The organism is Pseudomonas gingeri, assembly GCF_013385425.1.
Taxonomy (GTDB): domain Bacteria; phylum Pseudomonadota; class Gammaproteobacteria; order Pseudomonadales; family Pseudomonadaceae; genus Aquipseudomonas; species Aquipseudomonas gingeri_D.
Window position 1 is genome coordinate 59,234 of sequence record NZ_JACAQA010000028.1, and the last position, 22,233, is coordinate 81,466.

General features: G+C 62.5%; 21 protein-coding genes. 12 read left to right on the top strand and 9 right to left on the bottom strand.

The annotated features are described in order from the left end of the window. Nucleotides 1-5: 5 nt before the first annotated feature. From HX830_RS26530 to HX830_RS26545, 4 genes are read right to left on the bottom strand one after another with little or no spacing between them, the layout of a single operon-like run. Nucleotides 6-1,025, bottom strand: coding sequence for a LacI family DNA-binding transcriptional regulator (locus tag HX830_RS26530; protein ID WP_177103636.1), 1,020 nt, complete (start codon nucleotides 1,023-1,025; stop codon nucleotides 6-8). Nucleotides 1,026-1,028: 3 nt separating this feature from the next. Then, nucleotides 1,029-2,006, bottom strand: coding sequence for an ABC transporter permease (locus HX830_RS26535; protein WP_177103639.1), 978 nt, complete (start codon nucleotides 2,004-2,006; stop codon nucleotides 1,029-1,031). Further along, entirely contained in the window at nucleotides 2,003-3,556 is a 1,554-nt protein-coding gene (locus tag HX830_RS26540) for a sugar ABC transporter ATP-binding protein (protein WP_103496456.1), read from the bottom strand. Before HX830_RS26540 ends, HX830_RS26535 begins: the two co-directional genes overlap by 4 nt. Before the next feature lie 56 nt (nucleotides 3,557-3,612). Continuing rightward, on the bottom strand, nucleotides 3,613-4,572 hold the full coding sequence (locus HX830_RS26545) for a sugar ABC transporter substrate-binding protein (RefSeq protein WP_152739917.1): 960 nt from the start codon (nucleotides 4,570-4,572) through the stop codon (nucleotides 3,613-3,615). A gap of 358 nt (nucleotides 4,573-4,930) precedes the next feature. Here HX830_RS26545 and HX830_RS26550 point away from each other — a divergent pair, with 358 nt between their 5' ends. Both HX830_RS26550 and HX830_RS26555 read left to right on the top strand, forming a co-directional pair. Then, nucleotides 4,931-5,209 (top strand): DUF1654 domain-containing protein, encoded by a 279-nt coding sequence (locus HX830_RS26550; RefSeq protein WP_100940163.1) that lies wholly within the window; start codon nucleotides 4,931-4,933, stop codon nucleotides 5,207-5,209. A 4-nt stretch (nucleotides 5,210-5,213) separates the two neighbouring features. Then, a complete protein-coding gene (locus tag HX830_RS26555; protein WP_103496454.1) occupies nucleotides 5,214-5,903 on the top strand; it encodes an endonuclease in 690 nt (229 codons plus the stop codon). 3 nt (nucleotides 5,904-5,906) lie between these two features. Here the strand turns inward: HX830_RS26555 and HX830_RS26560 are convergent, their stop codons facing one another. After that, nucleotides 5,907-6,290, bottom strand: a complete 384-nt coding sequence (locus tag HX830_RS26560; RefSeq protein WP_247263383.1) for an SPOR domain-containing protein — start codon at nucleotides 6,288-6,290, stop codon at nucleotides 5,907-5,909. 250 nt (nucleotides 6,291-6,540) lie between these two features. Between HX830_RS26560 and csrA the strand changes: the two genes are divergently transcribed. Beyond that, nucleotides 6,541-6,732 carry a carbon storage regulator CsrA gene (gene csrA, locus HX830_RS26565; protein ID WP_100940160.1) on the top strand — a complete coding sequence of 64 codons (192 nt, stop codon included), beginning with the start codon at nucleotides 6,541-6,543 and terminating at the stop codon, nucleotides 6,730-6,732. 90 nt (nucleotides 6,733-6,822) lie between these two features. Here csrA and bkdR read toward each other — a convergent pair whose 3' ends face one another. Further along, entirely contained in the window at nucleotides 6,823-7,311 is a 489-nt protein-coding gene (bkdR, locus tag HX830_RS26570) for a Bkd operon transcriptional regulator BkdR (RefSeq protein WP_103496452.1), read from the bottom strand. A 195-nt stretch (nucleotides 7,312-7,506) separates the two neighbouring features. On the opposite strand from bkdR, the gene HX830_RS26575 reads away from it, so the two are divergent. The 4 genes from HX830_RS26575 to lpdA are packed head-to-tail and all read left to right on the top strand — an operon-like array spanning nucleotide 7,507 to nucleotide 12,476. Next, nucleotides 7,507-8,742, top strand: coding sequence for a 3-methyl-2-oxobutanoate dehydrogenase (2-methylpropanoyl-transferring) subunit alpha (locus HX830_RS26575; RefSeq protein WP_103496451.1), 1,236 nt, complete (start codon nucleotides 7,507-7,509; stop codon nucleotides 8,740-8,742). A 3-nt stretch (nucleotides 8,743-8,745) separates the two neighbouring features. After that, nucleotides 8,746-9,801 (top strand): alpha-ketoacid dehydrogenase subunit beta, encoded by a 1,056-nt coding sequence (locus HX830_RS26580; RefSeq protein ID WP_100940157.1) that lies wholly within the window; start codon nucleotides 8,746-8,748, stop codon nucleotides 9,799-9,801. After that, nucleotides 9,802-11,085: a dihydrolipoamide acetyltransferase family protein gene (locus HX830_RS26585; RefSeq protein ID WP_177103641.1), complete on the top strand. Its 1,284-nt coding sequence runs from the start codon at nucleotides 9,802-9,804 to the stop codon at nucleotides 11,083-11,085. 2 nt (nucleotides 11,086-11,087) lie between these two features. Next, nucleotides 11,088-12,476 carry a dihydrolipoyl dehydrogenase gene (gene lpdA / locus HX830_RS26590; protein ID WP_177103643.1) on the top strand — a complete coding sequence of 463 codons (1,389 nt, stop codon included), beginning with the start codon at nucleotides 11,088-11,090 and terminating at the stop codon, nucleotides 12,474-12,476. Nucleotides 12,477-12,627: 151 nt separating this feature from the next. On the opposite strand, the gene HX830_RS26595 is transcribed toward lpdA, so the two are convergent. Next, the gene (locus HX830_RS26595; RefSeq protein ID WP_103495563.1) at nucleotides 12,628-13,413 is read right to left on the bottom strand and encodes a class II aldolase/adducin family protein; all 786 of its coding nucleotides are present in this window, start codon (nucleotides 13,411-13,413) and stop codon (nucleotides 12,628-12,630) included. 74 nt (nucleotides 13,414-13,487) lie between these two features. Further along, nucleotides 13,488-14,531 (bottom strand): ABC transporter substrate-binding protein, encoded by a 1,044-nt coding sequence (locus HX830_RS26600; protein ID WP_103495564.1) that lies wholly within the window; start codon nucleotides 14,529-14,531, stop codon nucleotides 13,488-13,490. 208 nt (nucleotides 14,532-14,739) lie between these two features. Between HX830_RS26600 and HX830_RS26605 the strand changes: the two genes are divergently transcribed. The 5 genes from HX830_RS26605 to HX830_RS26625 all read left to right on the top strand — a co-directional run bounded on the left by HX830_RS26605 (nucleotide 14,740) and on the right by HX830_RS26625 (nucleotide 21,753). After that, complete coding sequence (locus HX830_RS26605; protein ID WP_177103645.1) at nucleotides 14,740-16,701, top strand: oxidoreductase; 1,962 nt, start codon at nucleotides 14,740-14,742, stop codon at nucleotides 16,699-16,701. Nucleotides 16,702-16,927: 226 nt separating this feature from the next. Continuing rightward, nucleotides 16,928-17,524 carry a cupin domain-containing protein gene (locus HX830_RS26610; protein WP_177103647.1) on the top strand — a complete coding sequence of 199 codons (597 nt, stop codon included), beginning with the start codon at nucleotides 16,928-16,930 and terminating at the stop codon, nucleotides 17,522-17,524. Between the two features lie 17 nt (nucleotides 17,525-17,541). Then, entirely contained in the window at nucleotides 17,542-18,642 is a 1,101-nt protein-coding gene (locus HX830_RS26615) for a DNA alkylation repair protein (protein ID WP_177103649.1), read from the top strand. Between the two features lie 71 nt (nucleotides 18,643-18,713). Beyond that, nucleotides 18,714-20,090: a nucleobase:cation symporter-2 family protein gene (locus HX830_RS26620; RefSeq protein WP_177103651.1), complete on the top strand. Its 1,377-nt coding sequence runs from the start codon at nucleotides 18,714-18,716 to the stop codon at nucleotides 20,088-20,090. Between the two features lie 310 nt (nucleotides 20,091-20,400). After that, nucleotides 20,401-21,753, top strand: a complete 1,353-nt coding sequence (locus HX830_RS26625; RefSeq protein ID WP_103495569.1) for an OprD family outer membrane porin — start codon at nucleotides 20,401-20,403, stop codon at nucleotides 21,751-21,753. 186 nt (nucleotides 21,754-21,939) lie between these two features. On the opposite strand, the gene HX830_RS26630 is transcribed toward HX830_RS26625, so the two are convergent. Then, complete coding sequence (locus HX830_RS26630; protein ID WP_103495570.1) at nucleotides 21,940-22,155, bottom strand: DUF2790 domain-containing protein; 216 nt, start codon at nucleotides 22,153-22,155, stop codon at nucleotides 21,940-21,942. Between the last annotated feature and the right edge of the window lie 78 nt (nucleotides 22,156-22,233).

Consider the following 22,233-nt stretch of genomic DNA (forward strand, 5'->3'; position numbering starts at 1 on the left):
TCGATTCAGCGGTATTGCGCAAACACACCCGGCACCGCGGCCGTCGATTCGCGCAGGACAATACTTGGCTTGACAATCCGCCGGTCAACCGCCAGCAGCGGCGTGGCGATCCGGTTCAAGAGCATTTCGGCCGCCGTTTCCCCCAATTGGAGAATCGACTGGCCGACCGTGGTCAGCGCCGGGTAGACATAACGGCTCATCTGGATATCGTCGAAACCGATCACCGACAGCTCGCTGGGCACGCGGATATTGCGTTCCGCCGCCGCGCGCAATACACCGATGCCGAGCATGTCGTTGCCGGCGAAGATCGCGCTGGGCCGGTCCTGCTCCAGCAGCACGGCCGCCGCCTGATAACCGCCGGTGCTGGTGAAATCGCTTTCCACCACCCAGCGCTCGGGCACTTGCACGGACGCCTGCTCGAGGGCGCGCCGATAACCGGCCAGACGCATCTGCGCCACGCTGGTATCGGCCGGGCCACCGATAAAGGCAATCGCCCGATGCCCCAGTTCCAGCAGGTGCCGGGTCGCGAGATAAGCGCCCTCTTCGTGGTCGATACGCACCAGATCGGCTTCGACCCCGGCAATGCCCCGGTCGACAATGACCATGGGCGTGCGTACCGCCGCCAAGCCGCCGGCAAAGCTGTCATCGCCGCCGGTGGAGGTGACGATCAAACCGTCGACCCGCTTCTCCAGCAGCACCCGCAGGTAGCTGCGCTGCTTGTCCGGGTCATCATCGGAGTTGCAGAGGATCACGCAATAGTTGTTGCGCTCGCAGTAATCCTCGATGCCCCGCGCCAGCTCGGCGAAGTACGGGTTGAGGCTGTTGGGCACCAGCAGGCCGATGGTCGCGGTGGTCTTGGCTTTCAACGAGCGCGCCACGGCGCTGGGCACATAGTCGAGCTGGGCAATCGCCGCTTCGACCTTGAGCCGCACCTGCTCGCTCACCGGCCGCGTCTTGTTCAGCACATGGGACACCGTGGTGTAGGAGATCCCGGCCAACGCGGCCACATCCTTGATGGTAGCCATGCCTCAGGTCCGCCGACGGGCGCGTTGGCTGCGGTAGGTATCGAGTACCACCGCGATCACGATCACCGCACCGGTGATGATGCGTTTGGTCGGCTCGGTGGCGCCGATCTGCGCCAGCCCCGCCGCCAGCACCGAGATGATCAGTACGCCGAAGAAGGTGCTGATCACCGAACCACGGCCGCCCATCAGGCTGGTGCCGCCGATCACCACGGCGGCGATCACTTGCAGCTCCAGGCCGGAACCGGCATTCGGGTCCGCCGCTTCCAGGCGCGAGATCTGGAACAGCGCGGCGACACCGGCGAGCAGGCCCATCAGGCTGAACACCAGGATCTTGTAGGGCTTGGGATTGATCCCCGCCAGGCGCACGGCTTCCTCGTTGGTGCCGATGCCGATCAGGTAGCGGCCGAACACGGTCCGCGTCAGCACCAGTTGGGCAACGACAATCACCAGCAAGGCAATGATGAACGACGGCGAAATACCAAAGGCCACCGGATTCGACAGCCAGGCGAACGAGTCGCCGATATAGGCGGTGCGCGAGCCGGTCATCTGGTAAGCCAAACCACGGGCCATTTCCAGCACACCGAGGGACACGATAAACGACGGAATGCGCCAGGCCACGGTGATCGAACCGGTCACGGTGCCGGCCAACGCCGCGCACCCCATGCCCAGCACGGAAGCCGGCAACACGCCCCAGCCCCAACCGAGGATTGCCACGCTGACCGCCGAAGCCGCCAGGGCCAGCACCGAGCCCACCGACAGGTCGATGCCGCCGATGATCAGCACGAAGGTCATGCCCACCGCCAGCACCATCAGGTCGGGAATCTGGTTGGCCAGGGTGCTGAAGGTGTCATAGGAGAGGAAATGACTGCTCAGGCTGGAAAACAGGATGATCATGGCGAGCAACGCGCCCGCCAGGCCCAGGTAGGTGCCCAGGCCATAGAAGTGACGCGAGGTCTTGCCGGCAGAAGGTGCATTTTTCATAGGGTATTCCTGGGCGCCGCTTCATTGAGCAACGCATCACGTTTTTGGTAGCCGGCGAACGCGGCGGCAAGCAACTCATCCTGGGTCCAGCTCTCACGCTCGAAGGTCTCGATCAGGCGTCCGGCCGAGAGCACGCCGATGCGGTCGCAAATCAGCATCAGCTCGCGCAGGTCGCTGGACACCACCACCAGGGCCTTGCCCTGGCGGGTCAGTTCGCCCAACAAGGCGTAGATATCAAACTTGGCGCCGACGTCGATCCCGCGGGTCGGTTCATCGAACAGCAGCACCGCGCAGTCGCGCTCCAGCCAGCGGCCGATCACCACCTTCTGCTGGTTGCCGCCGGACAGCTCGGACACCAGTTGGTCCGGGCTGGAACTGCGAATGCGCATGGCATCGATCTGACGCCGTGCCAGTGCCGTCTCGTCACGGCCGTTGACCACGCCACCGCTGGAAATCGCCGGCATATTGCCCAGGGCGATATTGGCGCTGATGGATTGCGTCAGCAGCAGCCCCTCGCCCTTGCGGTCTTCAGTGATCAAAGCGATGCCATGACGCACCGCGTCGACCGGCGAACGAATGTCCGCGACCTGCGCCGAGGCGCCCAGGCCCACCGTGCCGCTGTCGGCGATATCCGCGCCGTAGATCAGCCGCAGCAGCTCGGTACGACCGGCGCCGATCAGGCCGGAAATGCCGAAGATCTCACCGGCGCGCACTTCGAAGGAAACGTCGATCACCTTGTCCGCACGGCTCAGGCCCTTGACGGTCAGGGCCGGCGCGCCAATCTTGCGCACGCCCATATCCATATGTTCGCCCAGCTCGCGGCCGACCATCAGGTTGACCAGTTGCTCGCTGTTGTAATTGGCCATCGGCTCGACACAGACCAGGTTGCCGTCGCGCAAGACCGCAATGCGCTGGGCGACCCGGGCCAGTTCTTCGAGCCGGTGGGAGATATAGATGATCGCCACGCCACGGGCTTGCAGGCGGGTGATCTGGTCGAACAGCATTTCGACTTCGCGGGCCGTGAGCATCGCGGTCGGCTCGTCGAGAATCAGCACATGGCAATCGCCGATCAGGTTGCGGGCAATTTCCACCATCTGCTGGTGACCGATGCCCAACTCGCCCACCAGGGTGTCCGGGTCGATGGCATCGAGGCCGACCTGGGCCATGGCTTCAATGGCGGCGCTGCGCAACTGCTTGCGGCTGATCCAGCCACCGTGGCTGGGCAGGTTGTCGAGAAACAGGTTTTCCGCCACGGACAACGTCGGCAGCAGATTGAGTTCCTGCATGACCATGCGGATACCCAGCTCTTCAGCCTGGGTCCGGCTGCCCGGGGTATAGGCGCGACCGTTGAACAGCATCTGCCCGGTGGTCGGCGTGACCAGCCCGCCGATGATCTTCGACAGCGTGCTTTTGCCGGCACCGTTTTCACCGGTCAGCGCCAACACTTCGCCGCGCAGCAACGTCAGGTCGATGTTGCTGAGGACAGGTTGCGCATAGGTCTTGCCGATACCGCTGACCGACAGGACAGCGTTCGGAGCGGAAGATGACATAGGGAGTCTCCATGCGCCCGCTCAGGACGAGCGGGCACCATTGAACGGCGAGAGGTTTACTTCTTCAGTACCAGCTCGACCGGGGTTTCGATCACGCCGTCCTTGCTGTCGACTTTTTCGCCCTTGATGATTTTCAGTGCGGTTTCGATGCCGAACACCGCCTGGCGGGCAGCGAACTGGTCGGCGGTGGCGAGTACACGACCGTCCTGGAGCATCGGCTTGATGGCGTTGATATTGTCATAACCGACCACCTGCACCTTGCCGGCCTTGCCCGCCGAACGGACGGCGGAGACCGCGCCCAGGGCCATGCTGTCGTTGCCGGCCAGCAGCGCCTTGAGGTTCGGGTATTCGTTGAGCATCGCCGAGGCCACCGCATTGCCCTTGTCGATTTCCCAATCGCCGGACTGCACGGAGACGATCTTCATGTCCGCGGCTTTCATCGCATCGGTGAAACCGGCGGTACGCATCTGGGCGTTGGTGGTGGTGGACACCCCTTCGATGATGCCGACTTCGTCACCGGCTTTCAGTTGCTTGGCCAGGTACTCGCCGACCAGGCGCGCGCCCTTGCGGTTGTCAGGCCCTACGAACGGCACTTCGATGCCTTTGCTTTTCAGCACGCCGGCGTCGAGCTGGTTGTCGATGTTGATGACGACGATCCCGGCATCCTTGGCTTTCTTGATCACCGAGACCATGGCCTTGGAGTCGGCCGGGGCGATCACGATGGCGTTGACCTTGGAGACGATCATCTGGTTAACGATGTCGATCTGCGCGGTGGTGTCGGTTTCGTTCTTGATGCCGTTGGAGATCAGGTCGAAATCGGCGGTATGGGCTTTCTGGTAATCCTTGGCGCCGTCTTCCATGGTGCGGAAGAACTCGTTGGCGAGGGATTTCATCACCAAGCCGACTTTGGGTTTGGCGGCGGCGTCGGCAGCAAAGGCCTGGGACAGCGGCAGGGTGGCAGAAGCGGCGGCAAGTACGGCGACAGCAAGAAGGCGTCCAGCGAATGGCAACTTCATGGGTTTACTCCGGATCTTATGATTGTTGTGAGCAACGCCAGGAGCGTGACGGGAAATGCGTGTGCACAGCCCTGGAAACGGTTCGCGCAAACGTTTGCGTAATCCAACTATGGGAATATTGCGAGGATTTGTCAACGGTCTGTCACAGCATAGTCGCCCGTCTTACAAACAACGCATCCTCGACGGGGTCGGGTGAGGATTTCCCTGGCGGTGGCCCCCAGCTTTCACCGTCATACTGCGCATCCCACTGTAAAACCTAATAATTTCTTGATTGGCGTGCACCAAATCGCAAAAAGCGTTGTCAGAAGCACCTCATCATTCCCTGACAGTTGCGAAATGGCTTACAGTTAAATACTGTATGCACGTACAGCTAATTAAGGATTGTTCCGTGGCCAACTCAACTTCCGCCTCCGCAACCCCCAGCACCTACGAACGCATGGGCCTGCGCGTCCAGAAAATCATCAACTCGCCGAACGCGCAAAAAGCCAAGGCCGCCCTGCTCTTTCGGCTGCCGGACGAACCGGTGGACGAATGGGAGCAACTGCTCGAGGAAATTGCCGAGAACGACAACGTCACGCTGGCCTACCGCGACGACGGTGGCGTGCAGATTTTCTGGGTTGTGCCGAAGGAAGACTGAACCAATGATTGTCCGCTTTATCGCTTTGCTGTGTTTTTTCTGTGTTTTACCGGCCCAGGCCGAGGCGCCCCGCACCTTTGCCGAAGCCAAGAAGGTCGCCTGGAAGCTCTACGCGCGGCAGTCCACGGAGTTTTATTGTGGCTGCAAGTACAACGGCAACCGGGTCGACCTCGCGGCCTGCGGGTATGTGCCGCGCAAGAATGCCAAGCGGGCTGAACGCATCGAGTGGGAACATATTGTCCCGGCCTGGCAGATCGGCCATCAGCGCCAGTGCTGGCAACAGGGCGGACGCAAGAACTGCAGCCAGAACGACGCGACCTACAAAAAGGCCGAGGCCGACCTGCACAACCTGGTGCCGAGCATCGGCGAGGTCAACGGCGACCGCAGCAACTTCAGCTTCGGCTGGTTGCCGGTGCAGAAGGGCCAGTACGGTTCCTGCCTGACCCAGGTCGACTTCAAGGCCAAGAAGGTCATGCCACGCCCGTCGATTCGCGGGATGATCGCGCGGACCTATTTCTACATGAGCAAGCAGTACGGCCTGCGCCTGTCGAGGCAGGACCGTCAGCTGTACGAGGCCTGGAACAAGACCTATCCGGTCCAGGCCTGGGAACGCCAGCGCAACCAGAGCGTGGCCTGCGTCATGGGCCATGGCAACGGCTTTGTCGGGCCGGTGAACCTCAAGGCCTGCGGCTAAGGCTCAGTAGCCCGGCGCCGGCGCAGCGGTATTGGGTGCTGAGCTGTCGGCGGGCGCCTTGTGCTCCACCACCTCGGAATCCATGTTCTGCTTGTCGGCCAGTTGCGCCTTTTTCTGCTCGGCAATTTCCTTGCTCGCGAACGGCCCGGCAATGACCTTGCCGTCATCAAGGATCTTGAACGGATAACCATGCTCGATCAGCCAGGCCGTCCAGTCAGTGAGGGCCTTGGTCTTGTCATCCTTGATCAACAGATCCCAACCGCCGACCACCGGCGGCGCCGCCACGACCACCGGCGAAGCCACTTTCGTCGGCTCAACCTTGTTTCCCGAGCCATCACCACAACCGCCCAGCACCACGAGTGCCATCATCACTGCTATTCTGCGCACAAAGCGTCTCCCGTAATGATCAGTTAATGTGATTTTATCACCTTGCAGCCTGTCTTAACCTCGTTCCACTGGCTGTGGCGGTCTTATCAGGCTGAATTACCGACGATTTTCCGACTCTGGGGAATTAAATAGAATGAAATGACGTCTGTAATGAGCCACCCGTTCGAATGCACTTAGCGGTATTCTGTGTGTAAGACCTAAGCCAGGAATGCCTGAGAAAGGCACCTTAGTAACATTCAAGGAGAAAGACATGCTGATACTCACCCGCAAAGTCGGTGAAAGCATCAACATCGGTGACAACATCACGATCACGATTCTGGGCGTTAGCGGCCAGCAAGTCCGGGTGGGCATCAACGCTCCCAAAGACGTTGCCGTGCACCGTGAAGAGATTTACCAGCGTATCCAGGCCGGCCTGTCTGCCGGAGACAAAGAACCAAAGTAACAAGCCCGCTCCCTCGTCAGCCCTGCCATTGGCCGCGGCTGACGAAAGCTCCCCCCTCTCCTCGCTACTGGCTCAACCTCCCCCGTTTTCTCAACTGCCCAGGATCAGACCGCCCGCCGGCAACGGCAGCGCCGTCTTGTAGCGCACCTGCTTGAGGGCAAAACTGGAGCGGATGTTCGCCACTCCCGGCACCTTGGTCAGAAAATCCATCATGAAGCGCTCCAGCGCCTGGATCGTCGGCACCAGCACGCGGATCAGATAGTCCGGGTCCCCGGCCATCAGGTAGCACTCCATCACTTCCGGCCGATCGGCAATCGCCGCCTCGAAATGCTGCAACGCCTCTTCCACCTGTTTTTCCAGGCTGACATGGATAAACACGTTGACGTGCAGGCCGAGCAATTCCGGATCGAGCAAGGTCACCTGCTCGCGAATCAGCCCCAGTTCCTCCATGGCCTTGACCCGGTTGAAGCAGGGCGTGGGCGACAGGTTGACCGAACGGGCGAGGTCGGCGTTGGTGATGCGGGCATTCTCCTGAAGGCTGTTGAGAATCCCGATATCGGTGCGATCCAGTTTGCGCATGAGATAAAAACACCTGCTTTTTATGGTTATGCAGATTTTTTATCTGCAAATCGTCTTGAGCGCAACGAAACAGAGAGAAATATTCTCCCACGACCGGCCTATGATTGTTGTAGGACAAGATTTCCCTTACCCAGGGGATGACTGCCAGCTCGCGCGCCCACTACAAGAAATTCACAAGATAGAGCGTAGAAAGCCATGAACCCAGCGTACGCACCGCTGCGCCTGCACGTTCCTGAACCCTCAGGCCGTCCGGGTTGCAAGACCGACTTCAGTTACCTGCGCCTGACCGATGCCGGCCAGGTCCGCAAACCCCCTATCGACGTTGAACCCGCCGACACCGCCGATTTGGCCAAAGGCCTGATCCGCGTGCTCGACGACCAGGGCCAGGCCCTCGGTCCCTGGGCCGAAGGCGTGCCGGTGGCGATCCTGCGCCAGGGCATGCGCGCCATGCTCAAGACCCGGATCTTCGACACGCGCATGGTGGTTGCCCAGCGCCAGAAAAAAATGTCGTTCTACATGCAGAGCCTCGGCGAGGAAGCCATCGGCAGCGCCCAGGCCCTGGCTTTGAACCTCGACGACATGTGCTTCCCCACCTACCGCCAGCAGAGCATCCTGATGGCCCGGGACGTACCGCTGGTGGACATGATCTGCCAGCTGCTGTCCAACGAGCGCGATCCGCTCAAGGGCCGGCAACTGCCGATCATGTACTCGGTGCGTGACCATGGTTTCTTCACCATTTCCGGCAACCTGGCCACCCAGTTCGTCCAGGCCGTCGGCTGGGGCATGGCGTCGGCGATCAAGGGCGATACCAAGATTGCTTCCGCCTGGATCGGCGACGGCGCCACCGCCGAGTCGGACTTCCACACCGCCCTGACCTTCGCCCACGTCTACCGCGCCCCGGTGATCCTCAACGTGGTCAACAACCAGTGGGCGATCTCCACCTTCCAGGCCATCGCCGGCGGCGAGGCCACCACCTTCGCCGGGCGTGGCGTGGGCTGCGGCATCGCTTCGCTGCGGGTCGACGGCAACGACTTCATCGCCGTCTACGCGGCCTCCGTCTGGGCCGCCGAACGGGCCCGGCGCAACCTCGGGCCGACCCTGATCGAGTGGGTCACCTACCGCGCCGGCCCGCACTCCACCTCCGACGATCCGTCCAAGTACCGTCCCGCCGACGACTGGAGCCACTTCCCCCTGGGCGACCCGATCCTGCGCCTCAAGCAGCATCTGATCGCCATCGGCCAATGGTCCGAGGAAGAGCACGCCGCCGTCAGCGCCGAACTGGAAGCCGAGATCATTGCCGCGCAGAAGGAAGCCGAACGCTTCGGCACCCTGGCCGGCGGGCAGATGCCCAGCGCCGCGACCATCTTCGAGGACGTCTACAAGGACATGCCCGAGCACTTGCGCCGGCAGCGTCAGGAATTGGGGTTATAAGCCATGAACGATCACAGCAAACTGCAAACGGAGAACGCCGTGGCCACCAGCACCATGACCATGATCCAGGCCCTGCGCTCGGCCATGGATGTGATGCTCGAGCGCGACGACAACGTGGTGGTGTTCGGCCAGGACGTGGGCTACTTCGGCGGTGTGTTCCGCTGCACCGAAGGCCTGCAGGGCAAGTACGGCACCTCGCGGGTGTTTGACGCGCCGATCTCGGAAAGCGGCATTGTCGGCGTCGCCGTCGGCATGGGCGCCTATGGCCTGCGCCCGGTGGCGGAAATCCAGTTCGCCGACTACTTCTACCCGGCCTCCGACCAGATCGTCTCGGAAGCGGCGCGGATACGCTACCGCTCCGCCGGCGAGTTCACCGTGCCGATGACCTTGCGCATGCCCTGCGGCGGCGGCATCTATGGCGGCCAGACCCACAGCCAGAGCCCGGAGGCGATGTTCACCCAGGTCTGCGGCCTGCGCACGGTGATGCCGTCCAACCCCTATGACGCCAAGGGCCTGCTGATCGCCGCTATCGAGAACGATGACCCGGTGATCTTTCTCGAGCCCAAGCGCCTGTACAACGGCCCGTTCGACGGCCACCACGAGCGTCCGGTAACGCCGTGGTCCAAGCACCCGGCCAGTGCCGTGCCCGAGGGCTACTACACCGTGCCGCTGGACTGCGCGGCGATTGTCCGCCCCGGCAGCGAAGTGACCATTCTCACCTACGGCACCACCGTCTATGTGGCCCAGGCCGCCGCCGAGGAAACCGGGGTCGACGCCGAAGTCATCGACCTGCGCAGCCTCTGGCCGCTGGACCTGGAAACCATCGTCAATTCCGTGAAGAAAACCCGTCGTTGTGTCGTCGTCCACGAAGCCACCCGCACCTGCGGCTTCGGTGCCGAGCTGATCGCCCTGGTCCAGGAGCATTGCTTCCATTACCTGGAAGCGCCGATCGAGCGCGTCACCGGCTGGGACACGCCTTACCCCCACGCACAGGAATGGGCTTATTTCCCAGGTCCGGTACGGGTCGGTGCGGCCTTGAAACGGGTCATGGAGGTCTGAATGGGTACTCATATCATCAAGATGCCGGACATTGGCGAAGGCATCGCAGAAGTCGAACTGTCCCAGTGGCACGTGCAGGTCGGTGACCTGGTGGTCGAAGACCAAGTGCTGGCGGATGTCATGACCGACAAGGCCATGGTCGATATTCCCTCGCCGGTCCACGGCAAGGTCATTGCCCTGGGCGGTGTGCCCGGTGAAGTCATGGCGGTCGGCAGCGTGCTGATCAGCATTGAAGTGGAAGGCGCCGGCAATCTGCGCGAAGGCACTGAAGCGTCTGCGCCGAAAGCAGCGCCGGTGCCCGTCGTGGAAAAGCCGGTGGCCGAGCCTGAAGCCGCGAGCAAGCCCGTCGCCAAACCGGCGTCGACCAGCTCCGTAGCGGCCCGCCCTGCCCCTGTCGTGGCCCGCGCCGCCGACGAGCGTCCGCTGGCTTCTCCCGCCGTGCGCAAACGCGCCTGGGATGCCGGGATCGAATTGCGTTTTGTCCACGGCAGCGGCCCGGCCGGGCGCATCCTGCACGACGACCTCGACGCTTACCTGGCCCAGAGCGAGCAACCGGCCCCGGCCGTTGCCAGCTATGCCAGGCGCACCGACGAACAGCAGATCCCGGTGATCGGCCTGCGCCGCAAAATCGCCCAGCGCATGCAGGATGCCAAGCGCCGCGCCGCCCACTTCAGCTATGTCGAGGAAGTGGATGTCACCGCCCTCGAAGAGCTGCGGGTGCACCTGAATCACAAGTACGGCGACAGCCGCGGCAAGCTGACCCTGCTGCCCTTCCTGGTGCGGGCGATGGTCGTGGCCCTGCGGGACTTCCCGCAGATCAACGTGCGTTATGACGACGAAGCCCAGGTCATCACCCGCCATGGCGCGGTGCATGTCGGGGTCGCCGCGCAGACCGACGGCGGCCTGATGGTGCCGGTGGTGCGCCACGCCGAGAGCCTCAACCTGTGGGGCACCTCGGACGAGATCAACCGCCTGGCCCAGGCGGCCCGGAGCGGCAAGGCCAGTCGCGATGAAATGTCCGGTTCGACCATCACCCTGACCAGCCTCGGGGCGTTGGGCGGGATTGTCAGCACACCGGTGCTGAACCTGCCGGAAGTGGCCATTGTCGGGGTCAACCGCATTGTCGAGCGGCCCGTGGTCATCAAGGGCCAGATCGTCATCCGCAAGATGATGAACCTGTCCAGTTCCTTCGATCACCGGGTGGTCGACGGCATGGACGCGGCCCAATTCATCCAGGCCATTCGCGGCTTGCTCGAACAACCCGCCAGCCTGTTTGTGGAGTGATCATGCAACAGACCCAAAACACCACCCTGTTGATCATCGGCGGCGGCCCCGGCGGTTATGTCGCGGCGATTCGTGCCGGCCAGCTGGGCATTCCCACCGTGCTGGTGGAAGGCCAGGCGCTGGGCGGCACCTGCCTGAACGTCGGCTGCATTCCGTCCAAGGCGCTGATCCATGTCGCCGAGCAGTTCCATACCACCCAGCGCTACAGTGGCGACACTTCGCCGCTGGGGATCAAGGTGTCGGCACCGACCCTGGATATCGGCAAGAGCGTCGAATGGAAGGACGGGATTGTCGACCGCCTGACCAGCGGCGTCGCGGCATTGCTGAAGAAGAATGGCGTCAAGGTGATCCATGGTTGGGCCAAGGTGATCGACGGCAAGCATGTCGAGGTCGATGGCTTGCGTATCCAGTGTGAACACCTGCTGCTGGCCAGCGGTTCGCAGACGGTGAACCTGCCAATGCTGCCGATTGGCGGGGCGATTATTTCGTCTACCGAAGCGCTGGCTCCGACTTCGATTCCCAAGCGCCTGACCGTGGTCGGCGCCGGCTATATCGGCCTGGAGCTGGGGATTGCCTACCGCAAGCTGGGGGCCGAGGTGACGGTCGTGGAAGCTCGCGACCGCATCCTGCCGACCTATGACCGTGAACTGACCCAGCCGGTGGCCGAGTCGATCAAGGCCCTGGGTATTACCGTGCATCTGGGGCATAGCGTCGAAGGTTTCGATGCGACGTCAAACACCCTGTCGGTGCGCGATCCCCAAGGGGAAACCCTGCAACTGGTGACCGACCAGGTGCTGGTAGCCGTGGGACGCAAGCCGCGTACCCAGGGCTGGAATCTTGAAGCCCTGGCACTGGAGATGAACGGTGCGGCGATCAAGATCGACAACCGTTGCCAGACCAGCATGCGCAATGTCTGGGCCATCGGCGACCTGACCGGCGAACCGATGCTCGCACACCGGGCCATGGCCCAGGGCGAGATGGTCGCCGAGGTGATTGCCGGCCAGCATCGCGAGTTCAATCCGACGGCGATTGCGGCGGTGTGCTTTACCGATCCGGAGTTGGTGGTGGTCGGTAAGACGCCGGATGAAGCCAAGGCCGCCGGGCTGGATTGCCTGGTGTCGAGCTTCCCGTTTGCGGCCAATGGTCGGGCCATGACCCTGGAATCGAAAAGCGGTTTCGTACGGGTGGTGGCGCGGCGTGACAATCATCTGATTGTCGGCTGGCAGGCGGTGGGTGCCGGGGTTTCGGAACTGGCGGCGGCGTTCGGGCAATCCCTGGAAATGGGCGCTTGCCTGGAAGATATCGCCGGGACCATCCATGCCCATCCGACCTTGGGTGAAGCGGTGCAGGAAGCAGCGCTGCGGGCGTTGGGGCATGCGTTGCACCTCTAAACAACGCTGATCCATGGGCTGAACACGGACACTGTGGGAGCGGAGCTTGCCCGCGAATCTCGAGAACACGCGGAGTATCAGATACACCGCGTTATCGTTCTTCGCGGGCAAGCTCCGCTCCCACAAAAACGAGTCCAACATTCCCTAAGTGTTAATCCCGATACCCCGGCGCTACCCGATCCAGCAACCGCAACATCGCCGCCCACGCCAACCCCATGGCATCCGGGTCGCTCAACTGCCCCTCCTCCAGCGGCCGGCCCGGGTCATTGAACTGTCGCTCGGTATGGGCGCACACCGCGTCCGACGGCAACACCAACTCCCCACACGCCTGGGCCGCAATCTGGATCTCGCAGGCCTTCTCCAGGTAATACATGCGGAAAAACGCCTGGGCCACGCTCTCGCCCACCGTCAGCAAACCATGGTTGCGCAACAGCATCACCGACTTGTCCCCCAGGTCCTGCACCAACCGCGCCTGCTCATCCAGATCCAGCGCCACGCCTTCATAGTCGTGGTAAGCCGTGCGCCCGAAGAACTCCATGGAAATCTGGTTCACCGGCAATAACCCGCACTTGAGCGCCGCCACCGCGCAACCCGCGCGGGTATGAGTGTGCAACACACACTGTGCATCCTCGCGCGCACCATGAATCGCACTGTGAATCACAAACCCGGCCGGGTTCACCGGATACGGCGAGTCCTCCACCGCCCGCCCATCCAGACCAATCTTCACCAGGCTCGACGCAGTGATTTCCTCGAACATCAGCCCATAGGGGTTGATCAGGAAATGATGGTCAGGCCCCGGCAAACGCAGGGAGATATGGGTGAAGATCAGGTCGGTCATGCGAAAGTGCGCGATCAACCGGTAACAGGCCGCCAATTGCTCGCGCAATTGACGCTCGATGGCCGCCGGCGCGGCGGCGGTGTGCAGAAGGTCGTTCAAGCGGATCACTCCCTCAGGCAGAATGGATCGAATCAGGCAGCCGGCACGCTCAAAGGCGCCCGGCTGCCGCTACTTTACTTGCTTGCCCAGGCATTGAAACGTTCTTCGAGCTCCTCGCCGTGATCGTTCCAGAATGCCACGTTCATCGACAACGCGCCCTTGAGGTTCTGCGGTGCCGTCGGCACCCACTTCGCCAGGCTCGGATCCAGCCGCGCGGCCGCCTCGGTATTGGTCGGGCCATAGGGAATCTGCCGCACATAGTTGACCTGGGCATCGGCTTGGTTGGCAAAAGCAATAAAACGCTTGGCCTGGTCGACGTGTTTCGAGCCCTTGATGATCGCCCAGTAATCCATGCCATACAGGCTCTGCGGCCAGACCAGCGCCAGATGGCTGCCCTGCTGCGCGGCGGCGGCCACGCGACCGCTGTAGGTCGAAGTCATGACCACATCGCCGGCCATCAGCCACTGCGCCGGCTGGGCGCCCGCCTCCCACCACTGGATATAAGGCTTGAGCTGATCGAGCTTGGCAAAGGCCCGGTCGACCCCTTTCGGCGTGCTCAACACCGTATACACATCCTCGGCCTTCACCCCATCCGCCATCAGCGCGAATTCCAGGTTGTACACCGCACGCTTGCGCAGGCCGCGCTTGCCGGGAAAGGTCTTCACATCCCAGAAGTCGGCCCAGGAAGTCGGCGGCCGCGCCACCTTGTCGGTGTCGTAGGCGATGGCGACGCTCCACACCAACGCCGCCGAGCCGCACTCCTGGGCGGCGTCGGGGATCAGTTGGTCGGCATGGCCGATCTGCTTCCAATCGAGGCGTTCATACATGCCCTCGTCACACCCGCGCATCAAATCCGGTCCTTCGATCTGCACCACATCCCAGTCCACGCTGCCGGTGTCGACCATGACCTTGATCTTGGCCATTTCACCGTTGTATTCGCTCTGGATCAGCTTGCTGCCGTCCTTGGTGCTGAAAGGCTGGAAGAACGCCGTGTCCTGGGCTTTCTGCCCGGCACCGCCATAGCCGACCACCACCATGTCCTGACCGGCCTGGACACTGCCCATGGCCAGCGTCAGGAGCAAAGGATAAAAACCGTACTTGCGGGTGTTCGATTTCATCGATGAGTCCTCGTGCGGTATCGCCCGGGTCCGAAGCACCTGGCGATCCATTTTTTTGTTGTATGAGGTACGCCCGGTCAGCAGGCGTGATTTGAAGCTAACCCAAGGCAAAGTAAAAAAACAAGTTGATTTTTTACTGAAGGTAAATTTTCATGGAACAATAATAACAACCGCCCGCGTTCGATCCCGGGCCGCCTGGAGCCTTGCCATGTCGACGTCGCCGCACGCCTTTCATCATTTGTTCGAACCCTTGCAGCTGCGTGGCAAGCGCCTGAAGAACCGCATCATGTCCAGCGGACACGACACCTCCATGCCCACCGACAACCTGGTCAACGAACAGTTGATCGCCTATCACCGGGCCCGCGCCGAGGGCGGTGTCGGCCTGATCGTGTTGCAGGTGGCGGGGGTTCACGACAGTGCGCGTTATACCTCCCATGTGCTGATGGCCACCGACGATGCCTGCATCGACGGCTATCGGCGGCTGGCCGAGACCTGTCATGCCCACGGCACCCTGGTGCTGTCGCAGATCTTCCATCCGGGCCGGGAAATCATGGAATCCAGCGACGGCCTGCTGGCGGTCGCCTACTCGGCGTCCTGCGTGCCCAACGAGCGCTTCCGGGTCATGCCGCGGGCGCTGGACCAGGGGATGATCGACGAGATTGTCAGTGGCTACGCGGCGGCGGCGCGGCGCTTGTGCAAGGCCGGGATCGACGGCGTGGAAGTGGTCGCCAGCCACGGTTACCTGCCGGCGCAGTTCATCAACCCACGGGTCAATCGACGCACCGACGGCTACAACGGTGAGCTGGAACAGCGCCTGCGTTTCCTTCGGGAAGTGATCGCCGCCGTGCGCGCGGCCACTGACGAGCAGTTCATCATCGGCCTGCGGATTTCCGCCGACGAGCGCGATGCCGAAGGCCTGACCGAGGACGAGTCCCTGGCCGCCGTGGTGCAACTGCAAGGCGAACTGGACTATGTGCATATCGTCGCCGGGACCTCGGCGTCCCTCGGTGGCGCGATCCATATCGTCCCGCCGATGGCCATCGAAGCCGCCTATCTGGCGAAAGAAGCCGGCACCTTCAAGGCCAGTCTGTCGATTCCGCTGTTCGTCACCGGGCGGATCAACCAGCCCCAGGAAGCCGAGTTGATCCTGTCCCGTAGCCAGGCCGATGTCTGCGGCATGACCCGGGCGCTGATCTGCGACCCACAGATGCCGAACAAGACCGATAGCGGCCATAGCGAAGATATTCGCGCCTGTATTGCCTGCAACCAGGCCTGTATCGGACATTTCCACAAGGGCCTGCCGATCAGCTGTATCCAGCACCCGGAAACCGGGCGCGAATTGCAGTACGGGCAGTTGATTGCTACGGCCAAGCGCAAGCGCGTGATGATTGCCGGTGGCGGCCCGGCCGGGATGAAAGCCGCGGCCGTGGCGGCGCAGCGTGGACATGAGGTGACGCTGTACGAAGCCAGCTCGCAGCTGGGCGGCCAGGTGTTGCTGGCGCAATTGCTGCCACGGCGCAGCGAGTTCGGCGGCGCCAGCACCAACCTGCAACGGGAAATGGAACTGGCCGGGGTGCGGGTGGTGCGCAATACCCGGGTCGACCGGGCGCTGGTGGAACGCGAGCAGCCGGATCTGGTGATTGTCGCCACCGGTGCCGAACCTTACTGGCCGGCCTTTGAGCGCGGAGGTGAATTGCAGGTGGTGGATGCCTGGCAGGTGCTGCGTGACGAAGTGAAGATCGGCCGTTCGGTGGTGGTGGTCGACTGGCGTTGCGACTGGATCGGGCCGGGCATCGCCGAGCGTCTGGTGCGGGCCGGGCATCAGGTGCGACTGGCGGTCAACGGCACCCATTGCGGCGAGAGCCTGCCGCTGTATGTGCGCGATCAACTGGCCGGCGAGCTGCACCGCCTGGGCATTCCCATCACGCCGTATGCCCGGCTCTACGGCTGCGACGACAGCACCGTATACCTGCAACATACCGCCAGCGGCGAGCCGATGTTGTTCGAAGAGGTCGACACCCTGGTGCTGTGCCAGGGGCATCAACCGGTCGATACCTTGGGCGACGAGTTGCAGGGGCTGGTGGAATTCCGCCGGATCGGCGACTGCCTGGCGCCGCGCACGGTGGAGGAAGCGATCTATGAAGGCCTGAAAGTGGCCTGGGACCTGTGATTTCAGGTACGAAGCGCAATACTGAAAACACCACAAACCTGTAGGAGCAGGGCTTGTCGGATCGCCGCACCGCCGCGAAGCTTTTGGCGCTCTTGAGGGCCCTTTCGCGGGCAAGCCCTGCTCCTACAGATCGGTGGGTCCCTCAAAAAATCAGCATTCCATCGACTTGGGCAGTAATGGCACCGCGTGCCTTATACTGCGGCCCTTTCAAGGATTGGAGCAGGCCATGAGCAACGCCCCAACGCCCGCCGGTGACAGCGCCGCCGCGGGCCCGCAGTTTCTCGGCACGCGCATTCGCGGCCTGCGCAAACGGCGTGGCATGACCCTGACCGAACTGGCGACCCAGGCCGAACTCACCGCCGGCTATATCAGCCAGTTGGAGCGCAACCTCGCCTACCCGTCGATCCCGGCCCTGTTCAATATCGCCCGCAGCCTGGGCGTGACCATCCAGTGGTTCTTCGCCAGCGAAGCCATCACCGCCCCCGAAGACAACGGCTACGTGGTGCGCAAGAACAGCCGCCTGAGCGTGCACTACGAAGACGGCATCGTCGACCAACTGCTGACCCCGCAACCCAACCGCCAGCTGGAAATGCTCCATTCGCGCTTCCCCCCGGGCACCTACAGCCAGCAAAGCTACAGCCACGAGGGCGAAGAAGCCGGCTACCTGCTGTCCGGGATTTTCGAGCTGTGGGTCGGTGAGCGTCATTTCCAGCTGGTCGAGGGTGACAGCTTCAGCTTCTCCAGCCAGGAACCGCACCGCTATGGCAACCCCGGCGAGGTCGACGCCGTGGTCATCTGGGTCATCACCCCGCCCACGTTCTAACCCCACAAGGTCCCGTCATGAGCACCGAACAAGCCGCCCCGGCGCTGAAGGAAATCTTCAACAGCGAACGCCTGCAGCATATCGCCCACGAAATGCGCGCGGTGTACCCCGACTTCGACAGCGCCGGCTTTATCAGCCGCACTCATGAGGGCCTGGACGAACTGTCGATCATGCAGCGTCTGGCGCGGGTCAGCGAAAGCCTGCACGCGGTGCTGCCCCTGAGCTACAAGCAGTCCCTCAAGCTGCTGCACCAGCTCGCCCCGCGCCTGAACAGCGCCTTTGTCAGCATGTGCCTGCCGCACTATGTGGCGAGTTACGGGGCCAAGGATTTCGAACTGTCGATGGACGCGCTGAAGTACTTCACCGCCTTCGGCTCCTCGGAGTTCGCCATACGGCATTTTCTGCTCAACGATTTCGAACGCACCCTGGCGGTGATGAAAACCTGGTCCCGGGACCCCAACGAACATGTTCGCCGTCTTGCCAGCGAAGGCTCGCGACCGCGCCTGCCATGGTCCTTCCGACTGGCCAGGATCCAGGCCGACCCAAGCCTCGCCGCCGACATACTCGACACGCTCAAAGCCGACGACAGCCTCTACGTGCGCAAATCGGTAGCCAACCACCTCAACGACATCACCAAGGAGCATCCCGACTGGGTGCTCGAATTGATCGAAGGCTGGTCGCTGGACGACCCGCGCACCGCCTGGATTGCCCGTCACGCCCTGCGCAGCCTGATCAAACAGGGCAACCCGCGCGCCCTTACGCTGATGGGCGCCGGTGCCAAGGCCCAGGTCGAGGTGCTGGACTTGAAGGTCGCGCCCGCCGTGATCCGCCTCGGCGACAGCGTCACCCTCTCCTTCACCCTGGCCTCTAGCGCCACCGCCAGCCAGAAGCTGGTGATCGACTACGCTATCGACTACGTGAAGGCCTCGGGCGCCACCTCGAGCAAGGTTTTCAAGCTCAAGACCCTGCACCTGGCCGCCGGCGCCAGTGAAACCCTGAGCCGCCGCCAGCACATCCGCGAACTGACTACCCGCAAGCACTACAGCGGTCATCACGCCGTGCATTTGCTGGTCAATGGCGAGCGCCTGGGCAGCAGTGGTTTCGATATTCTCGAATAAGCCCCACCGAAGCTGGGCGCCCCGCGCCAAGCCCAGTAGAATCGCGACCTCATTTTTTCCAGGGCCCCGCCATGACCGCTCACCAGACTCCGCCCGCCGCCGAGCCCCAGGCCAGCGAACTGATCCTCGGCCTCGAGGACCGCCCCCGCCTGCTGATCGGCCTTCTGGCAGCGCTGCAACATCTGTTGGCGATCATCGTGCCCATCGTCACCCCCGGCCTGCTGATCTGCCAGGCCCTGGGGGTGTCGGCGCGGGACACCAACCTGATCGTCTCGATGTCCCTGGTGATCTCCGGCATCGCCACCTTCGTCCAGTGCCGCCGCTTCGGCCCCTTCGGCGCCGGGCTGTTGATCGTCCAGGGCACCAGCTTCAACTTCGTCGGCCCGCTGATTGCCGGCGGCGCGCTGATGGTCAAGCAAGGCACGCCGGTGGAAGCGGTGATGGCGGCGATCTTCGGCGTGGTCATCGCCGGTTCCTTTGTCGAGATGGGCATCTCGCGGATCCTGCCCTTCGTCAAACGCATGATCACCCCGCTGGTGACCGGCATCGTCGTGCTGATGATCGGCCTGACCCTGATCAAGGTCGGCCTGATCAGCATGGGCGGCGGTTTCAGCGCCATGGCCAACGGCACCTTCGCCAACGGCGAGAACCTGCTGCTGTCCGGCGTGGTGCTGACGATCATCGTGGTCCTCAACCGTATCCCGCTGGTGTGGATGCGCAGCTGCGCCATCGTTATCGCCCTGGCGGTCGGCTATGCCCTGGCCGGCTACCTGGGTCGGCTGAACTTCACCGGCATGCACGAGGCCGCGCTGTTCCAGATCCCCACGCCGCTGCATTTCGGCCTGGATTTCTCCTGGTCGCTGTTCATTCCGATGCTGGTGATCTACCTGGTGACGTCCCTGGAAGCCATCGGTGACGTCACCGCCACCAGCAAGGTGTCGCACCAGCCGGTGGAAGGCCCGCTGTGGATGCAACGGATCAAGGGCGGCGTGCTGGTCAACGGCGCCAACTCTTTGCTCGCAGGGCTGTTCAACACCTTTCCCAGCTCGATCTTCGCCCAGAACAACGGGGTGATTCAGCTGACCGGCATCGCCAGCCGGCATATCGGCAAATGGATCGCCCTGATGCTGGTGCTGCTCGGCCTGTTCCCCTCGGTGGCCGGGGCGATCCAGGCGGTGCCCGAGCCGGTTCTCGGTGGCGCGGCGATGGTGATGTTCGGCGCGGTGGCGGCCTCGGGCATCAATATCCTCGCCAGCATCCACCTGGACCGCCGCGCGCTGCTGATCATCGCCGTGTCCCTGGCCCTGGGCCTCGGGGTATCCCAGGTGCCGGAATTCCTCGCCCATATGCCGGCGGCGCTGCGTAATGTGCTGGAGTCCGGCGTGGCCACCGGCGGCATCTGTGCCCTGGTGCTGAACTGGTTTCTGCCGGAGCCGCCGCGGGCCTGAGTGCATTGGCCATCGTGCCTGTCAGTATGCAATCCCATGAACACCACCAACCTGTAGGAGCATGGCTTGCCAGCGAAGCTTTTGGCGATCTCAGGGACGCTTTCGCTGGCAAGCCATGCTCCTACAGGGTCCGTATTTCAGCCTGAAATCAAGGTTCCAGAGCTCCGCGATGGCTCTAGACCGGCCTTTTATGAATTTAATTTCATCCGTCAAAACCCGGGTTTGACTCAGAACTGTCACATGGCCACTCCTTAATTGTTTCAAGAGTTTGCTGCTCTTATTTCAATTCTGTGACTAGGATCCGAACCCAATGAACAAGCTGTTGAGCCCCTTAGTGGGCGCCGCCCTGGCGAGTGTCACGATCTACGCCCATGCGGATTTCATCGATGACAGTCACGCCGACGTGACCCTCCTTAACCGTTACCTGAACCAGGATGGTCAAGGCGTCAGTGGCAGCACGGCCAAGGCCAAGAGCTATCATGATTGGGGCCAGGGCTTCCAGTTCGACTTCAAGTCCGGCTACACCGACGGCACCATCGGCCTGGGCCTGGACCTGCAGGCGTTCTACGGCCTGAAGCTCGACTCCGGCGGCGACCTGGACGACAAGACCCACCAGGGCCGCTACCCCGGCAGTATGTTCCCGCTGGACAACGGCAAGTCCGTCGACCAGTTCGGCGTGATCAGCCCGACGTTCAAGGCACGTTTCCTCAAGGATGAATTGCGCATCGGTACCCTGTACCAGAACAACCCGATGCTGGCCAACACCGACGGCCGTCTGTACCACCAGACCAACACCGGTGCGCAACTGGTGTCCAAGGACCTGGACAACTTCACCTTCACCGTCGGCGATATCACCCAGACCAAGATCCGCAACGAAACCGGCGACACCGGCATGATCACAGCCGGCGGCACCAAGAAAAGCGATCGCTTCCTCTACGGCGGTGCCGACTACGCCGGTATCCCGGGCACCACCCTGAGCGCCTGGTACTCGAACCTGTCGGACTACTACCAACAGGCCTTCCTCGGTGCCAAGCGTCATGACGCCCTGCCCGTCGGCGCCATCGACAGCGACTTCCGCGCCTACCGCAGCCTGGGCACCGGCGGCAACGCCGATGGCGACAGCCAGTACTCGGCCGCCGGCTACTACGGCAACGGCCTGACCAAGGGCCGGATCAACCAGTCGACCGTCAGCCTGATGGAAAGCTACAGCCTGTCCGGCCACACCGTCGGCCTCGGCGTGCAGAAGAACAGCGGCAACAGCGACTTCCCGTACCTGGACTCCGGCCTGAACAGCGGTGCCGAACTCCAGGGCCCGGGTTCGGGCGCCGACAGCCCGGCACTGACCAATATGCAATTGAACAAATTCCAGCACGCGGGTGAGCGCAGCTGGCTGGCGCAGTACAAATATGACTTCGCCCAGTTGGGTGTGAATGGTCTGGTGTTCGCCACCACCTACGTCCATGGCGACCAGATCCGTACACCGGCCGATCCGAATGCCAAGGAATGGGAACGCGATATCTCCCTGGCCTACAACGTCCCTACCGGCCAGCTGAAAGGCCTCGGCGTGCGCTGGCAGAACGCCCATGCCAGCCCGGACATCACCGGCCAGACGATCCAGGACGAAAACCGCTTCTACGTGAGTTATGTGATCCCGATCTGGTAAGAAACCGTGGGGCTTGGAAAACCCTGATGCCGCTCAATCAGGGCCGAACACGGTCCTTGTAGGAGCAGAGCTTGCTCGCGAAGAGGCCCTTGAGGCCGCCAATAGCTTCGCGGGCAAGCTTCGCTCCCACATCAGGTGATATGACGTTTTCAATAATCCAGACTGCTTATCAACCGACTCGATCCATCAATCCCCGGAACAACCGCTGCCCCAGGTCTTGTACTTGTACTCCTTGATCTCCCCGGTCGGCGTCTTGTAGGTCATCTTCGCGTCGACGATGCCGCAGGCATAAGGATCGGAATCCACGCTGATAACTTGCGCGATGTCTTTTCTATCCAGGGCAAAGGTTTGGGCACTGAAAAGCACGACCGCAACGGTCAAGCACTTGGTATAGATATTCATGATCACTGACTCGATATGAGAAATAGGGAATAACCCGCCGCGCTGGGCAGACTGCACCTGCGCAGGCTCTCAATCGAC

Bases quoted from the DNA above. Each gene is read 5' to 3' on its own strand.
- HX830_RS26575 (WP_103496451.1), top strand. From the start codon at position 7,507: ATGAACCCAGCGTACGCACCGCTGCGCCTGCACGTTCCTGAACCCTCA.
- HX830_RS26625 (WP_103495569.1), top strand. From the start codon at position 20,401: ATGAACAAGCTGTTGAGCCCCTTAGTGGGCGCCGCCCTGGCGAGTGTC.
- HX830_RS26530 (WP_177103636.1), bottom strand. From the start codon at position 1,025: ATGGCTACCATCAAGGATGTGGCCGCGTTGGCCGGGATCTCCTACACC.
- HX830_RS26610 (WP_177103647.1), top strand. From the start codon at position 16,928: ATGAGCAACGCCCCAACGCCCGCCGGTGACAGCGCCGCCGCGGGCCCG.
- HX830_RS26545 (WP_152739917.1), bottom strand. From the start codon at position 4,572: ATGAAGTTGCCATTCGCTGGACGCCTTCTTGCTGTCGCCGTACTTGCC.
- lpdA (WP_177103643.1), top strand. From the start codon at position 11,088: ATGCAACAGACCCAAAACACCACCCTGTTGATCATCGGCGGCGGCCCC.
- bkdR (WP_103496452.1), bottom strand. From the start codon at position 7,311: ATGCGCAAACTGGATCGCACCGATATCGGGATTCTCAACAGCCTTCAG.
- csrA (WP_100940160.1), top strand. From the start codon at position 6,541: ATGCTGATACTCACCCGCAAAGTCGGTGAAAGCATCAACATCGGTGAC.
- HX830_RS26630 (WP_103495570.1), bottom strand. From the start codon at position 22,155: ATGAATATCTATACCAAGTGCTTGACCGTTGCGGTCGTGCTTTTCAGT.
- HX830_RS26555 (WP_103496454.1), top strand. From the start codon at position 5,214: ATGATTGTCCGCTTTATCGCTTTGCTGTGTTTTTTCTGTGTTTTACCG.
- HX830_RS26550 (WP_100940163.1), top strand. From the start codon at position 4,931: ATGCACGTACAGCTAATTAAGGATTGTTCCGTGGCCAACTCAACTTCC.
- HX830_RS26620 (WP_177103651.1), top strand. From the start codon at position 18,714: ATGACCGCTCACCAGACTCCGCCCGCCGCCGAGCCCCAGGCCAGCGAA.
- HX830_RS26580 (WP_100940157.1), top strand. From the start codon at position 8,746: ATGAACGATCACAGCAAACTGCAAACGGAGAACGCCGTGGCCACCAGC.
- HX830_RS26600 (WP_103495564.1), bottom strand. From the start codon at position 14,531: ATGAAATCGAACACCCGCAAGTACGGTTTTTATCCTTTGCTCCTGACG.
- HX830_RS26605 (WP_177103645.1), top strand. From the start codon at position 14,740: ATGTCGACGTCGCCGCACGCCTTTCATCATTTGTTCGAACCCTTGCAG.
- HX830_RS26615 (WP_177103649.1), top strand. From the start codon at position 17,542: ATGAGCACCGAACAAGCCGCCCCGGCGCTGAAGGAAATCTTCAACAGC.
- HX830_RS26585 (WP_177103641.1), top strand. From the start codon at position 9,802: ATGGGTACTCATATCATCAAGATGCCGGACATTGGCGAAGGCATCGCA.
- HX830_RS26535 (WP_177103639.1), bottom strand. From the start codon at position 2,006: ATGAAAAATGCACCTTCTGCCGGCAAGACCTCGCGTCACTTCTATGGC.
- HX830_RS26540 (WP_103496456.1), bottom strand. From the start codon at position 3,556: ATGTCATCTTCCGCTCCGAACGCTGTCCTGTCGGTCAGCGGTATCGGC.